At 71.4% G+C, this 14,213-nt stretch carries 12 protein-coding genes and 1 pseudogene; 4 read left to right on the top strand and 9 right to left on the bottom strand.

Features of this window, described 5'->3' with window-relative positions:
- Positions 1-46: 46 nt before the first annotated feature.
- From IE97_RS0126005 to IE97_RS0125995, 3 genes are all read right to left on the bottom strand, one after another.
- Complete coding sequence (locus IE97_RS0126005) at positions 47-2,257, bottom strand: MMPL family transporter (protein WP_037844795.1); 2,211 nt, start codon at positions 2,255-2,257, stop codon at positions 47-49.
- A 137-nt stretch (positions 2,258-2,394) separates the two neighbouring features.
- Positions 2,395-2,541, bottom strand: a complete 147-nt coding sequence (locus IE97_RS42225) for a hypothetical protein (RefSeq protein WP_158708331.1) — start codon at positions 2,539-2,541, stop codon at positions 2,395-2,397.
- A 177-nt stretch (positions 2,542-2,718) separates the two neighbouring features.
- Positions 2,719-3,717, bottom strand: coding sequence for a LacI family DNA-binding transcriptional regulator (locus IE97_RS0125995; RefSeq protein ID WP_030245265.1), 999 nt, complete (start codon positions 3,715-3,717; stop codon positions 2,719-2,721).
- A 289-nt stretch (positions 3,718-4,006) separates the two neighbouring features.
- On the opposite strand from IE97_RS0125995, the gene IE97_RS0125990 reads away from it, so the two are divergent.
- Both IE97_RS0125990 and IE97_RS0125985 read left to right on the top strand, forming a co-directional pair.
- On the top strand, positions 4,007-6,061 hold the full coding sequence (locus IE97_RS0125990) for a glycoside hydrolase (RefSeq protein ID WP_030245264.1): 2,055 nt from the start codon (positions 4,007-4,009) through the stop codon (positions 6,059-6,061).
- 149 nt (positions 6,062-6,210) lie between these two features.
- Positions 6,211-6,594 carry a VOC family protein gene (locus IE97_RS0125985; RefSeq protein WP_030245263.1) on the top strand — a complete coding sequence of 128 codons (384 nt, stop codon included), beginning with the start codon at positions 6,211-6,213 and terminating at the stop codon, positions 6,592-6,594.
- A 24-nt stretch (positions 6,595-6,618) separates the two neighbouring features.
- Here the strand turns inward: IE97_RS0125985 and IE97_RS0125980 are convergent, their stop codons facing one another.
- The 4 genes and pseudogenes from IE97_RS0125980 to IE97_RS0125965 form a co-directional block, all read right to left on the bottom strand.
- Positions 6,619-7,548 carry an amidohydrolase family protein gene (locus IE97_RS0125980; RefSeq protein ID WP_030245261.1) on the bottom strand — a complete coding sequence of 310 codons (930 nt, stop codon included), beginning with the start codon at positions 7,546-7,548 and terminating at the stop codon, positions 6,619-6,621.
- A gap of 39 nt (positions 7,549-7,587) precedes the next feature.
- Positions 7,588-8,952, bottom strand: a complete 1,365-nt coding sequence (locus tag IE97_RS0125975; protein ID WP_030899757.1) for an erythromycin esterase family protein — start codon at positions 8,950-8,952, stop codon at positions 7,588-7,590.
- A 109-nt stretch (positions 8,953-9,061) separates the two neighbouring features.
- Positions 9,062-9,519, bottom strand: a pseudogene (locus tag IE97_RS38685) (helix-turn-helix domain-containing protein); the annotation flags it as partial.
- A 57-nt stretch (positions 9,520-9,576) separates the two neighbouring features.
- Positions 9,577-10,098 (bottom strand): hypothetical protein, encoded by a 522-nt coding sequence (locus IE97_RS0125965; protein ID WP_030245255.1) that lies wholly within the window; start codon positions 10,096-10,098, stop codon positions 9,577-9,579.
- A 129-nt stretch (positions 10,099-10,227) separates the two neighbouring features.
- On the opposite strand from IE97_RS0125965, the gene IE97_RS0125960 reads away from it, so the two are divergent.
- Positions 10,228-11,568: a BTAD domain-containing putative transcriptional regulator gene (locus tag IE97_RS0125960; protein ID WP_030245252.1), complete on the top strand. Its 1,341-nt coding sequence runs from the start codon at positions 10,228-10,230 to the stop codon at positions 11,566-11,568.
- Positions 11,569-11,692: 124 nt separating this feature from the next.
- On the opposite strand, the gene pip is transcribed toward IE97_RS0125960, so the two are convergent.
- Positions 11,693-12,673, bottom strand: a complete 981-nt coding sequence (gene pip / locus IE97_RS0125955; RefSeq protein WP_030245244.1) for a prolyl aminopeptidase — start codon at positions 12,671-12,673, stop codon at positions 11,693-11,695.
- 34 nt (positions 12,674-12,707) lie between these two features.
- Positions 12,708-13,586: an alpha/beta fold hydrolase gene (locus IE97_RS0125950; protein ID WP_030245242.1), complete on the bottom strand. Its 879-nt coding sequence runs from the start codon at positions 13,584-13,586 to the stop codon at positions 12,708-12,710.
- A gap of 105 nt (positions 13,587-13,691) precedes the next feature.
- Between IE97_RS0125950 and IE97_RS0125945 the strand changes: the two genes are divergently transcribed.
- Positions 13,692-14,126 (top strand): VOC family protein, encoded by a 435-nt coding sequence (locus tag IE97_RS0125945; RefSeq protein WP_030245240.1) that lies wholly within the window; start codon positions 13,692-13,694, stop codon positions 14,124-14,126.
- Positions 14,127-14,213: the final 87 nt, after the last annotated feature.

Below are 14,213 nucleotides of genomic sequence, written 5' to 3'. Positions count from 1 at the left end.
CGTGTCCTTCGCCACGGGCGGCCCTGGTCGGGGGTGGGTTCGGGGGTCAGGTGCGCGCCGGTTCCAGGTCGGGTGCGGTGTGCGGGGCCGGCTCCGTCTCCGGCCCGCGGCTGAGTGCCTCGCCCTCCACGTCGACGCGGGGCAGGATCCGGTCCAGCCACTTCGGCAGCCACCAGGCCTTGTGGCCCAGCAGGGCGAGGACGGCGGGCACGATCGCCATGCGGACGACGAAGGCGTCGAACAGGACGGCGGAGGCGAGTCCGAAGCCGATCATCTTGATCATGGAGTCGCTCTCGCCGATGAACCCGGCGAACACCGCGATCATGATCAGGGCCGCCGCCACGACGACCCGGGCGCTGTGCCGGAAGCCGGACGTGACCGCCTCGGCGGGCGACTCGCCGTGCACGTACGCCTCCCGCATCCGGGAGACGAGGAACACCTCGTAGTCCATGGCCAGACCGAAGACGATCCCCACCAGGAAGATCGGCATCAGGCTCATGATCGGGCCGGTCTGCTCCACGCCGAAGAGCTCCGCGCCGTGGCCCTGCTGGAAGACCACGACAACCGCGCCGAGGGAGGCCAGCACCGACAGCAGGAAACCGAGGGCCGCCTTGAGCGGCACGAGCAGCGACCGGAACACCACCAGCAGCAGCACGATCGCCATTCCGACGACCAGGATCAGGTACGGGACGAGCGCGGCCTGGACTTTGTCGGCGATGTCGATGTTCATCGCGGTGGTGCCGGTGACCTCGTAACTCGCGCCCGTGCCGGCCTCGATGCCGGGCCGCTCGTCGCGGATGGTCGTCACCAGGTTCTTGGTCTTCTCGTCGGTCGGCGCGGTGGACGGCACGACGGAGAACACGGCGGTGTCACCGGCGTCGTTGAAGCGGGCCGGGGAGACGGAGACGACGCCCTTGGTGGAGCCGATCTCCTGGGCGACGGTGTCCGCGGCGCCCTTGGGGTCGGCGTCGCCCTTGGCGTCCACGACGACGGTGAGCGGCCCGTTGAAGCCGGGCCCGAAGCCCTCGGCGAGCGCGTCGTAGGCCCGGCGTTCGGTGGTGGAGACCGGCTTGGCCTCGTCGCCGGGCATGCCGAGCTGGAGGTCGGCCGCGGGCAGGGCGAGGGCGCCGAGGCCGACGACGCCGAGGAGCAGGACGGGCAGGGGGCGGCGCAGCACGAACCGGGCCCAGCGGGTGCCGCCGTTGGTCTGGCCGCTCGCCTCGATCCGGCCGCTCCTGCGGGCCTTCCGGGTGAGCACGGCGTTCGGCCAGAAGCCGAGGAACGCCGGGACGAGGGTCAGCGCGATCAGCACGGCCACGACGACGGCGCCCGCGGCGGCCAGCCCCATCTTGGTGAGCATCGGGATCCCGACCACGGCGAGCCCGGCCAGCGCGATGACGACGGTGAGCCCGGCGAACACCACAGCCGACCCGGCCGTGCCGACGGCCAGGCCGGTCGCCTCCTGCGGCGTCCGCCCCTTGGCGCGCTCCTCCCGGTAGCGGGAGACGACGAACAGGGCGTAGTCGATGCCGACGGCGAGGCCCAGCATCATGGCCAGGGTGCCGGTGGTCGTGGAGAGCCCGAGCGCGGACGACAGGGCGAGGATGGTGGCCATGCTGACGCCGACGCCGATGAGGGCGGTCAGCAGCGGCAGACCGGCGGCGGCCAGGGAGCCGAAGGTGACGAGCAGGACGACGGCGGCGATGGCGACGCCGATCACCTCGGCCGTGCCGCCCGGCCCGCCCTCGTCGGCCAGCGCGGTGCCGCCCGCCTCGACGGTCAGTCCGGAGTCCCGGGCCTGGTCGATGGTCCGCTCCAGATGGGTGCGGCCGGCGTCGGTGAGGTCGGCGGCGCCGACCTTGTAGGTGACGGTCGCGAAGGCGGTGGAGCCGTCCTTGCTGATGGTCTTCGCCTGGAACGGGTCGACGGCGCTCGCGACCTGCGTGCCGTCGCCGAGACCGGTCACGGCCTTCTCGATGGCCTCCTTGTTCTCGGCGGCGGTGACCTTCTCGCCGCCCGGCGCGATGAACACGACCCGCGCGGTCGCGCTGTCGGCCGTGGCACCCGGGAACCGCTCCTCCATCAGGTCGAACGCCTTCTGGGACTCGATGCCGGGCATCGAGAACTCCTCGTCGGCGGCCCCCGGCGCCCTCAGGGCACCCAACCCCACGGCGGCCAGGACGGCCGCCCAGACCAGGGCGACGTACCAGCGTCGCCGGAAGGCCAGACGGCCCACTCGATACAGGAAAGTAGCCACGGCAGCAGGTCTCCACATCCGGTGTCGATCGTCTGCCAAGGCTCTCCGCGAGGGGGCTGTCCTGTCGTCGTGCGGCTGCCGACAATCCGGAGTACTCGGAACGCAGTACGAGGCGGGAGGCCGGTCCGCCGCGAGGACTACCCCGGGGATCGTCGCGGCGACAGCCGCAGTACCGTCCCCTCCCCGTTGGCCGACAGGAGCAGGGAGCCGTCCGGGGAGGCGGCGAGCCCGGCGAAGCGGGGGGCCAGGCCGGGGATCTGGTGGGTGAAGGCCGGTTGAACCACGTCCACCTGCTGGTCAACATTCCACCCAAGGTCGCCGTGCCACGACGGTGTCCGGCGCCACCGGACCTGAATCCGCGACGCTTCGACGCGCACCCTGTGGCGGTACTTCCGCTCCAAGGAGGAGTGCGTACGCCACCACGCCCGGTTCCGCCACCGCCGTCGCGCCGGCCCGCACCCTCACCGCCCCGGCGGCGCCCCCGTGCTCTCCCGCACCACCACCCGCGTGGGCACCAACGTCGTCCCGTGCTCCGCCCCGTCCTCCCCGGGCAGCCGCATCTTGCTCAGGACGCCTTCCACGCACAGCCGCCCCACCTCCGCGAAGTCCTGGTGGATGGTCGTCAGCGGCGGGAGGAAGGACGCCGACTCGGGGATGTCGTCGAAGCCGATGACGCTGATGTCGCCGGGGACGCGCAGGCCGCGTTCGTGCAGGGCCCGGAGCAGGCCCAGGGCCATCTGGTCGTTGGCCGCGAACACCGCCGTGCAGCCCGGCTCGTCGGCCAGCCGCAGACCGGCTCGGTACCCGGACTCGGCCGACCAGTCGCCCCGGACCAGGGGCGGCGGGACCCGGCCCGCCCGGGTCAGCGTGTCGCGCCAGGCGTTGGCGCGGCGCTGGGCGGCGAAGGAGCCCTCCGGCCCGGCCAGGTGCCACACCGTGTCGTGGCCGAGGTCCAGCAGGTGCCGTACGGCGTCACGGGCGCCGCCCGCCTGGTCGGTGTCGACGACGGTGTAGCGGTCGCCGGCATCGGAGTCGGCGACCACGACCTGCACGCCGGGCGGGAGGGAGACCGTCGCGGCGTCCAACAGATGGATCTCCATGATGACGATGACGGCGTCCACGGCGAGTTCGCCGAGGCGGGAGAAGGCGCCGTTCACCTCGTCCTGGGTGGGGACGGCGACGGGCAGCAGCGTGACGGCGTAGCCGTGCTGGGCCGCGGAGGTGGCGATGGCCTCCAGGGTGCGGATGTTGCCCATGGTGGAGAGGGAGAAGGTGATCACGCCGAGGGTGCGGAATTCGCCCCGCCGGAGGGCCCGTGCCGCGCTGTTGGGGCGGTATCCCAGTTCACGCATGGCATCCAGGACCTGCCGGCGGGTGTCCTCCGTGACCCCGGGGAAGCCGTTGGAGACGCGGGAGACCGTCTGGGAGGAGACGCCGGCGAGGCGGGCGACGTCGGCCATGGAGGCGCCCTGGCGGGGCCGGGCCGCACGCCTTCTCGTACGGCTCGTGCCGCTCGGTTCGCTCTCGCCGTCCACCGCGTCCGCCTGCCCCTCGCACCAACCGGTCCGGAAGAACTCCTTGACCCCTGAGATTCGGACAGTGTAGACATCCCGCCAGCGGATGTTTACGTAAACATTGCTGAGCCGAAATCGCATGAAAAGGTTGCAAACCCGCACCGGTCGCACCACGTAGGCCCCGATCTCTGCCCCGCCGGGACGCGCGGCACGCAGAAGAGCTGGAGTACTCGAGATGGCACACCGCACCCGTAAGAGAAGGCTCCTCGGGGCCATCGGCGTCACCGCCGTGGCGACCGGAACCATCCTGGCCACGACGACCCTGCCCGCCGCGCACGCCGAGCCGACCCAGGCGGCGGCCGCCGGGGTCACCGTCCGGCCCGACCCCTCCTACCAGCACGAGAAGTTCGAGGGCTGGGGCACCAGCCTGGTCTGGTTCGCCAACGCCACCGGCGACTACCCGCCCGCGATACGCGAGAAGCTCTACAAGCTCCTCTTCAGCGACGAGGGGCTCGCCCTCAACATCGCCCGCTACAACATCGGCGGCGGAAACGCCCCGGACGTCAAGGACTACCTGCGGGCCGGCGGCGCCGTCGAGGGCTGGTGGAAGGCACCGGCGGGCACGACCCGCGAGGACGTCGACTGGTGGGACGCCGACGACCCCCGGGACTGGAACAAGAACGCGGACAGGACGCAGCGCTGGTGGGTCGACCGCATCAAGAAGGACATCACCCACTGGGAGACCTTCAGCAACTCCCCGCCCTGGTTCATGACCGAGAGCGGCTACGTCTCCGGCAACTTCGACGCCGGCAAGGACCAGCTCAAGCCCGGGTCGGTCGAGGACTTCGCCAAGTACCTGGTGGGCGCGACCGAACGGCTGGAGAAGGCGCACGGCATCAAGGTCGACACGCTGGACCCGTTCAACGAGCCGAACACCGACTACTGGGGCACCAAGCTCGGCCCGGACGGCGAGCCGGTCGGCGGGCGCCAGGAGGGCGCCCACATCGGCCCCGAGATGCAGCAGAAGGTGATCAAGGCACTGGGCCCGGTGCTGGAGAAGTCCCGCAGCCACGCCGACATCTCGGCGATGGACGAGACCAACCCCGGCACCTTCGCCACCAACTGGAACTCCTACCCCCAGGACGTGCGCGACCTCGTCGCCCAGATGAACGTCCACACCTACGGCACCGGCCAGCGCACCACCGTCCGCGACCTGGCCAAGGCCGCCGACAAGCCGCTGTGGATGAGCGAGGTCGAGGGCGACTGGGGCGACGGCCAGAGCTTCACCGACATGCGGCCCGGACTGGGCCTGGCCCAGCGCATCGTCGACGACCTGCGCGAACTGGAGCCCAAGGCCTGGGTGTTCTGGCAGCCCGTCGAGGACTACGACAACATGAAGCCGGGCGGCGAGTCCGCGAAGGGCGGCAACTGGGGCTCGATCCAGCTCCCCTTCAGCTGCACCTCGAAGGACACCCTCGAGACCTGCCCGGTCTACACGAACACCAAGTTCGACACGGCCCGCAACTTCACCCACTTCATCAAGCCCGGCGACCGGCTGATCAAGACGAACGACACGTCCAGCACCGCGGCGATCTCCCGCAAGGGCGACGCGGCGACCGTCGTCCACGTCAACAGCGCCACCGAGGCGCGTGAGGTCACACTCGACCTGTCCAAGTTCGGCCGGGTCTCCTCCCGTGCCACGGTCACGCCGGTGGTGACCAGCGCCGACGGCAAGCTGGAGAAGCAGAAGGCCGTCCGCGTCACCGGCAAGCAGGCCACCCTCACCGTGCCCGCCCAGTCGGTGACGTCCTTCCTCGTCAAGGGCGTGTCGGGCGTCGCGAAGGACGCGGCGGAGCTGCGCAAGGACCACACCTACCGGCTGACCGGCGCCCAGAGCGGCAAGGACCTCACCATCGCCGGCAACGGCACGGGCCTGGTCATCAGGAGCGCGAACGCGACCGACCCGGCCGGTCAGCAGTGGCGGGTCGAGCAGGTCCGCGGCACGGACAACCGCAAGCGGTACGTCTTCACGGAGACCGCCACCGACAAGCGCCTGGCCATCCGCGACGGCGCGCTGGTCGCCGAGCCGGACGAGGGCCGCCGCGACGCCGCCGCCGAATGGATCATGTCCACGACCGGCGACGGCACCTGGACCCTCGTCAACGCCGCCACCGGCCAGCTCCCGGACGTCTCGGGCCAGTCCACGAACGAGGGCGCGAGCGTGGGCGTCTGGCAGCCGAACTCCGGGGCGAACCAGCGCTGGAAGGTCACGGACGTGACGAACCGCTAGCCCTTCGTGAGGCGTACGCCGTTTCCGACGCCCCCGCCTGCCGCCGCCGCACGGTGACGGCAGGGCCGGGGGCGTCGCCCTGCGGGCAAACGGCAGGTACCGTCGTATTCCGGTAGCAGGCCGGGCCCCGCTCGGGCATGATCGCGGGCATGGCCTCAACCGTGACGAACGTGGCGATCGACTGCGCGAACGCCTACCAACTGGCCCAGTTCTGGAGCGAAGTCACCGGACACCCGGTGGATCCCGAGGACCAGCCGGGTGACACCGAGACCGCGATCACTCTGCCCGGCGGCCCGACCCTGTACTTCAACGAGGTCCCGGAGCCGAAGTCCGTGAAGAACAGGCTTCACCTCTGCCTGCGCCCGGACACCTCGCGGGAGGAGGAGGTCGAGCGCCTGCTCGGGCTGGGCGCCTCCCTGGTCGACGACCGCCGCAAGCCCGACGGCTGGGGCTGGGTCGTCCTCGCCGACCCGGAGGGCAACGAGTTCTGCGTGCTGCTGGCCGAGTCGGAACGGGCCGCGCTGTCCTCGTGACACCGGCCCTTCAAACCCTGGCCCTCACACCCCGAACAACTCCGCCGCGTTGTCGTGGCACACCGCCCGCAGCCAGTCCTCCCCGAGCCCCAGCCGCTCCAGGGCGTGCAGCTGATGCACGTACGGATACGGGATGTTGGGGAAGTCCGAGCCCAGCAGGATGCGGTCGCCGGCGTCGGCCAGCCGGGACAGGGCGCCGGGCGGGAACGGCGCGAGCTTCTCGGCGAAGTCGGTGAACGCCATAGTCGTGTCGAGCCGCACCTCGCCGTACCACTCGGCGAGGTCGAGGAACTCCTCGTACTCGGGCATCCCCATGTGTGCGACGACCAGCCGCAGCCGGGGGTGCCGGGCCAGCACCCGGGCGATCGGCCCGGGACCGGTGTGCTCGCCGGGCGCGGGCCCGGAGCCGCAGTGGATGACCACGGGAACCCCCGCCTCGGCCAGCACTCCCCAGGCCGGGTCGAGAAGCTCGTCGGCCGGGTCGTACGCCCCCACCTGCACATGCGCCTTGAACACCCGTGCGCCCGCCTCGACGGCCTCCCGGACATACGCCTCGACGCCCGGCTCGGGGAAGAGGGTGGCGGTGTGCAGGCAGTCGGGGGTGCGGCGGGCGAAGTCGGCCGCCCAGCCGTTCAGCCAGCGGGCCATGCCCGGCTTGTGCGAGTAGAGCATCGAGGTGAAGGCCCGCACGCCGAACTCCCGCAGGATGGCGGCCCGTTCCGCCTCCTCCTGACGATAGGTGATCGGCCACTCCAGCCCGCCGGTCAGCGGACCGAGCGCGTCGAAGTAGCCCCAGACCTTGCGCAGCACACTCTCGGGCATGAAGTGCGTGTGCACGTCCACCAGCCCGGGAAGCCCCAGCCGACCCCGGAAACGGCGAACCTCATCGGCCTCCGCACGCGGGGGCCCGGCGGTGCCTGTCGGGTCGGCGGGAACATCGCTGTGATCACCCATGTCGCCCACGATCGGCCCTGGGAGGCGGCGAGTCCACTCCTACTCGGTGGCCGAGCCGGGCGCCGGTTTCCGGTCGCGCAGGTGGGCCGCCTCCACGCGGTGCAGGTGGATCAGCACGTCATGGCTGCGGGCGAGCGCTATGTCGTGCTCCGGCTGCGGATACGCGGTGCCGATGCTGCGGGTCGGCCGGGCGCCCCGCAGCCACTTCCGGGCCGGCCCCGGAGCGGTCCGCAGGTCGACGACGTAGTCGCGGTGGCGCACCCGGTCGAGGGTCCGCTCATTGCTGCCGGGCCCTGCCGGGCCGAGGGTGTACCGCCGCACCTCGTCATCGGGTCCGGTCGCGTTGAACGAGCCCCGGGCGAAGGTGAATCCGATGCTGACGTACGCGTCGCCGAGCCGGTCGCGCAGGAACGCGCCCTGCATCTTCGGATAGTGGGAGGGGTCGTCCGGCACGTAGGAGACGTGTGCGTTGTGCGCCGACAGCAGGATCTTGTCCCCCGTGTGCTGCGCCCACCAGGCCACGTTGTCGGCCATGACCGAGTCGCGGAAGCGCATGGCGGCCCGGAGCTGCTCCGCGTCCCCGAAGTCGAAGGCGTAGCCGCGCGCGGTCTGGTCGATGGCTGTGGCCTGCCGCACCACCCAGTCGTACGCCGCCGGGTCGGCACCCGGCCCTTGCCGCTTCAACAGCGCCAGCGCCTCACCGGTCCGCTCCGCCCTCTCCTCGCGTTCCGCGTAAGACCTGTTCAGGTACTGCTCGATGTACGCGCCCGCCGCCGTCGTGGGCCTCAGCCCCCGATACAGCTCGGTGAAGCGGTCGAGCAGGGCGGGGTGGGCGCGGGCCACATAGCCGGTCACCTCGTCGTACAGCTCGGGCCCGGCCCAGGCGAAGTCGTCGCCCATGAACCGGACCGGGTCGTCAGGGTGCCGGCTGTTGTACGCCCGCATCCACTCCACGAGCGCCAGATACTCGGCGTTGTTCCACCACAGGTAGTCCCGCTGAAACTCCTCCCGCATGATGCGCCGAGGGTCCCCCTCGCCGCGCAACACGTAGGCGTTGAGGCGCAGGCCGGTGCTCCAGGGGGCTTCCAGGGCGAAGGTACGGAAGCCCCGCTTCTCGACGAGGTGGCGGAAGACTCGGTGCTTGAGGGCGAAGAACTCGTGCGAGCTGTGCGTGGCCTCGCCCAGGCCGACGACCCGGGCGTCACCGATCATGCGGTCGAGGGGGCGCAGGTCCCGGGTGTCCCCACCCGGTTCGGCGGTGCGCAGGCGGTGGGAGGTGCGATCGAGGGCGTCTACGACGGTGGAGGTGGACTCGGCGGCGGTCGCGGTGGCCGGTGTCCCGGCCGCGACGACGCCGAGTGTGACGAGCAGGGTCAGAGCGCTGGCGGTCCGATGCCGTGTCATGATCCAAGGCTCTCGCCCCGCGATCATCAAGACCATGCGGCGGACCACCGGCCCGAGGTGGGGAAACCTCCACGCGGGCATGGGGGGTTTACCCGCACCAGCACTCGGTTTCGTCGTCGTTCTCCGCGGCCGTGGCGGTTCGCGCATCGGCAATGAGATCCGGCAGGGCCTTCATCACCGTGTCGAACTCGGCTGCGTGGTAATGCGTCCAGCCGTCCGCGATCTGCTCGCGCAACCGCTCCGGCGAGAAGTCCGGCCCCGGTGGCTCCGGCTCCGGCCCCCAGAGCACGGGCATGATTGCGCGACGCACGGCCACGAAGCGGGGCCCGTCGTTCTCACCTGTGGACGAGACGGCAGGCGGATCGCCCAGCAGCGTGGTCAGCTCCACACCCAGGCCGCCCGCGAGCGCGTGCAGAGTCGGAAGGCGCGCGCCGAGTGCTTCCGCCCCTGTTCCAGCTGGCGGATCACATCGACCGACACATCGGAGCGTTCGGCCAGTTCTTCTTGCGTCAAGGAGGCCAGACGGCGCAGGCGGCGCAAAGTCCGCCCCTGGTCTTCGTTTGCCACGCTGCCACCGTACGCCGCCGGACGGAGCGGAACAGCGCCGTGGGAGAGCGGCGGGCTTCAGCCGATACGGGCGCACAGGTCGTCCGTCGTCCCGTGGAGGAGACGTACGGTCTTGTGTCCGGCAGGGCTGATGTCCATCGTGTAGACGCCGTCGACGATGTACAGGCCGCGCGGGAGGCTGCCCTGGCCCTCCCCGACACCGACGAGCACCGGCCCGTGCACCGCCCAGGCCTGTGAGCCGTCGCGGCGGTACTCGACGACCGCCGAGCCACTCGCGTCGGCGTCGTAGGAGGCACCGGTGTCGGTATTCGTCACCCGTACGACCAGGTCGCCCTGGTAGGCGACCCGCCGTACGGATCCGTCGGGATGGGTGCTGAGCACGCGTCGCACCACCTCGTCGACGACCGGTTCACCGTGGACGGGGAAGTCGCACCGGACGCCGGAGGCGGTGTCCCAGGGCGCGGAAGGCGCCGGTTCCCAGCCCACCCCGGTGTCCGTCCCGGCGGAGGCGGCGGACGCGGCCTGCGTCGCGAGGAGCACGGCGGCAAGTGCGAGTGTCGCAAGGGCGGTTCGGCGCATGGTTCTCCCTGGAGAGCGGGTCGTATGAGGTCTCGGTGCCCCAGCCTCTCCCCGCCCACTGACCAAAGCCTCACCATCCTCGGCGCGCGGATCAGAAGGAGGCGGGCAGGCCCTAAGCTGCCGGACACCATGGAGTTCCAGCTGCTCGGTCCGTTCGCCGCCCGTCACGAGGGGCGGCAGGTGCTGGTGGGCAGTCGCCGCCAGGAGCGGTGCCTGCTGGCGGTCCTGCTGCTGCACGCGGGCAGCGTCGTCACGACCGGACGGCTCATCGACCTGCTGTGGGACGACGCCCCGCCCGCCTCCGCCCGCGGCACCGTCCACACGTACGTCGGCCGGCTGCGGGCCGCGCTCCGGCCGTACGGGGTGTCCGTCGAGACCCGGCACGACGGCTACGCCGTCGAGGGGGACGGCCACGTCATCGACGCGCGGGAGTTCACCACCCTGGTGAGACAGGCGGCTCAGGCCCGCGATCCGGTGGAGCGGATCGGCCACTACGACCGCGCCCTCCGGCTCTGGCACGGCCCGCTGCTCGCGGACGTCGCCGACGACCGGCTGCGAGCCCGGCTCGGCGCCGGCCTCGGCGAACTGCGGCTGTCCGCCCTGGAGATGCTGGCGGAAGCCCAGCTCAGTACGGGTGCGCACCACCGTGTCGTGACGGATTTGGCCCCGCTGATCGAGGAGCACCCGACGCGGGAACGGCTGGTCGCCGCCAGGATGACCGCGCTGTACCGCGCGGGGCGCCGGGCCGAAGCGCTCCAGTTGTACCTCGATACGCGCAGGGTGCTGGTCAAGGAACTCGGCATCGAGCCGGGCGCCGCGCTGCGCACTCTGCACGAGCGGGTACTGCGCGGCGACGCCCGGCTGGACCGGCCCGGGCCGGTGTACGCCGTGCGGGTCGGCGACCAGTGGCTGCCTTGGAGTACGAGCGGACACCCCGCGCTGGAGTTCTGCAACACCTACGCCGGGTGGGGCGGGGACCGGCTGCCCGGGTCGGAGTGGCTGGGCGACTACGCCACGCTCGCCGTATGGGCCGGCCACCTGGACCTGATCGAGGAGCGGCAGGTCACCCGGCTGCGGGAAGAGGCCCGGCGGCAGCCGGACGAGGCCGCGCTCGTCCTAGACGAGGCCAGGCGGTTCCGTACGGACCTGTACGCCTGCCTGACGGACCCGCAGGACGGCCGGGCATTCAAGGCAGTGGCCGCGAGGGTGGAGCGGGCCGCACGGCTCTCGGTCTTCACGCGCGGCGAGGACGGCCTCGGACGCTGGCGGCCGTCACCCTCCACCGGATTGCCGCTCCCCGTCCACGCGGTGGCCCACAGCGTGGCCGAACTGCTGGCCGACGCCCGCCGCTTCACGATCCGCAGCTGCCCCAGCCGGGACTGCGGCTGGCTGTTCCTGGACGAGAGCGGGCGGCGCAGGTGGTGCAGCCTGGCGACGTGCGGTGCGCAGCGGAACACCGGTGGGCTGTGACCGGCCGGTCCGGCACCGGGTGATCCTGCACCAGCCTGTCCCGCACCAACCTGCGCCATCCGGCCCCGCACCGATCCCGCGCCATCCGGCCCCGCACCGCGCAACCCTGAACCCGCCGTCAGCGTCACCCGGCTGAGGCGTTCCCGGTCGGACGGAACCGGTCCGTCGCCGCCAGCAGTGCCTCCGTCGTGGCATCCCCCGACAGCCCGTGCCCCTCCGCGCCGATCAGCACGAGCTCCGCGTCCGGCCACACCTGGGCCAGTTGCCAGGCGACGTCCGGAGGCCCGCTGATGTCCAGCCGCCCGTGGATCATCACCCCGGGGATGCCGGCGAGCTTCCCGGCGTCCCGCAGCAGCGCCCCGTCCTCCAGGAAACCGGCGTGCCGCCAGTAGTGCGTGACCAGGCGGGCGAAGCGCAGCCGGAAGCGGGGGTCCTGAAAGCGGGGATCGGGCCGATGTCCGGGGTGGGTGGACACATGCACGTCCTCCCACCGGCACCAGGCCCGCGCGGCGCGCTCCCGCACGACCGGATCCGGGTCGTTCAGCATCCGGGCGTACGCGTCGACCAGGCTGCCGTCCCGCTCCCGCTCGGGGACGGTGTCGCGGAACCGCGCCCACTCCTCGGGGAAGATCCGGCCCATGTCCCGGGTGACCCACTCCACCTCGCGGCGCGTGGTGTTGGTGACGCTGAAGAGGACCAGCTCGGACACGCGTCCGGCGTGCTGCTGGGCGTAGGCCAGGGCCAGGGTCACACCCCAGGAGCCGCCGAGGACCAGCCACTCCTCGATGCCGAGGTGCTGCCGCAGCAGCTCGATGTCGGCGATGAGACGGTCGGTGGTGTTGGCGTCGAGCGAGGTCAGCGGATCGGCGGCGTCCGGTGTGCTCCGGCCGCACCCGCGCTGGTCGAAGAGCACGATGCGGTACGCCTCGGGGTCGAACAGCCGGCGCCAGGACGGCCCCGCGCCGGAACCCGGCCCTCCGTGCAGGACCAGGGCGGGCTTGCCGGCTGGGTTCCCGCACGTCTCCCAGTACACGCGGTTGCCGTCGCCGACGTCGAGCATGCCGTGTGCGTACGGCTCGATGCCGGCGGGGTAGAACTGGGCCACCTGAGACGTCCTCCCTGACCTGCCTCGGCTGTACTCAGTCCGTATCCGGCGCGAGCGCGGCGAGCTCCCCCAGCACCCGGGCCGCCGGTGCCGGATCGACCAGCCACTTCAGGTGGCTGCTCTCGAGGGTGCGGACGTCGAACGGGTTGTCCGGTGTCAGCCCGTCGCCCTCGCGGATCAGCCGGTCCTGCATGGCGAGCGGCATGCTCGCGTCGTCGGACAGCCGGACGAAGGTCTTCGGGATGCGACCCCAGGTGTCGGCCCGCGCCCGGTCGTCGGTGGTACCGGCGTCCAGGTTCTCGTCGGGCTGGAAGGTGTTCAGGAAGGTCAGGAACTCCTCGTCGGTGCCGTCGGCGAGGAAGGCCGCCTTGAGTGCCGCGAGGGCGTCCGGGTCGGCGGTGCGGAAGTTGACGCGGAGCAGGCCGAGTTCCGCCGGGTCGCCCACCATCGCCAGGGCCAGTGACGCGGCGTCGACACCGGCCATCTCCGGCTCGGCGTAGTAGGCGGCGACGTCGAGATCGACCGGGCACCAGGCGGCGACGTAGACGATCCGGTCGATCAGGTCCGGCCGCGCGTTGGCCGCCACCGTGGCCGTGACGCCGCCGCGGCTGTGGGCGACGAGGATCACGGGGCCGTTCCGCTTGGCCCGCTCCAGGATGCCGATGAGGTGCGCGGCGTTGTCGGCGAGCGTGACGCCCTTGATCGAACCCGGGGCGGAGGCGAGCCCCTCGGCGTCCTGCGGTGCCTGATAGGCGCGGGTGAACGTCGCCCCGAATCCGTGCCCGGGCAGGTCGACGGCGACCGAACGGTGCCCGAGGAGACCCAGTTCCGCCTGGAGCGGCGCCAGGGAGAAGGAGTTCGCGAAGGCGCCGTGGACCAGTACGAAGGTCGGCTGCTGTATTTGTCTGCTCACCCTCAGACCCTAGTCCGACAAGGACTCCCAAAGGTCATTTTCTCTCCAACCAGTGCATGTAAAAAGGGAATTGAGCAGCGAATACCCCGTTGCTACGGTGACCCGATGGCATCGGTCAAACAGTTCCAGGTCACCTTCGACTGCGCGGAACCCGAGCGCCTCGCTCGCTTCTGGTGCGAGGTGCTGGGGTACGTCGTACCGCCGCCACCGGAGGGGTTCGGCTCCTGGGACGATTTCGATCGCACACTGCCGTCCGAGGACCAGGGCAAGTGGTTCGCCTGCGTCGATCCCTCAGGTGCGGGACCGCGGCTGCTGTTCCAGCGCGTCCCCGAAGGCAAGGTCGTCAAGAACCGGGTGCATCTCTGCGTGCGGGCCGGCACCGGACTCGTGGGTGAGGAGCGCCTGGCCACGCTGGAGGCCGAACGCGCGCGACTGGCCGCCCTCGGCGCGGCACATGTGCGCACCCTGCTGGCCGACGGCGTCAACGAGTCGTGCATCGTGATGCAGGACATCGAGGGCAACGAGTTCTGCCTCGACTGAGCCGGGATGCAACCGGAAGGCCACCCCCTCCCCTCTTCTCTCCACGAGTGAGCCGGCGTCAGCGACCGACTCGTCCGCACCGGCAAC

The sequence above is a fragment of the Streptomyces sp. NRRL S-455 genome (assembly GCF_000717875.1).
Lineage (GTDB): Bacteria > Actinomycetota > Actinomycetes > Streptomycetales > Streptomycetaceae > Streptomyces.
This window is presented reverse-complemented; position numbering and strand designations above follow the sequence as displayed.

Coding starts and splice junctions, on each gene's coding strand:
- IE97_RS0125995 (WP_030245265.1), bottom strand. CDS start 3,717: ATGGCCGACGTCGCCCGCCTCGCCGGCGTCTCCTCCCAGACGGTCTCC.
- IE97_RS0125990 (WP_030245264.1), top strand. CDS start 4,007: ATGGCACACCGCACCCGTAAGAGAAGGCTCCTCGGGGCCATCGGCGTC.
- IE97_RS0125985 (WP_030245263.1), top strand. CDS start 6,211: ATGGCCTCAACCGTGACGAACGTGGCGATCGACTGCGCGAACGCCTAC.
- IE97_RS0125980 (WP_030245261.1), bottom strand. CDS start 7,548: ATGGGTGATCACAGCGATGTTCCCGCCGACCCGACAGGCACCGCCGGG.
- IE97_RS0125975 (WP_030899757.1), bottom strand. CDS start 8,952: ATGACACGGCATCGGACCGCCAGCGCTCTGACCCTGCTCGTCACACTC.
- IE97_RS0125965 (WP_030245255.1), bottom strand. CDS start 10,098: ATGCGCCGAACCGCCCTTGCGACACTCGCACTTGCCGCCGTGCTCCTC.
- IE97_RS0125960 (WP_030245252.1), top strand. CDS start 10,228: ATGGAGTTCCAGCTGCTCGGTCCGTTCGCCGCCCGTCACGAGGGGCGG.
- IE97_RS0125945 (WP_030245240.1), top strand. CDS start 13,692: ATGGCATCGGTCAAACAGTTCCAGGTCACCTTCGACTGCGCGGAACCC.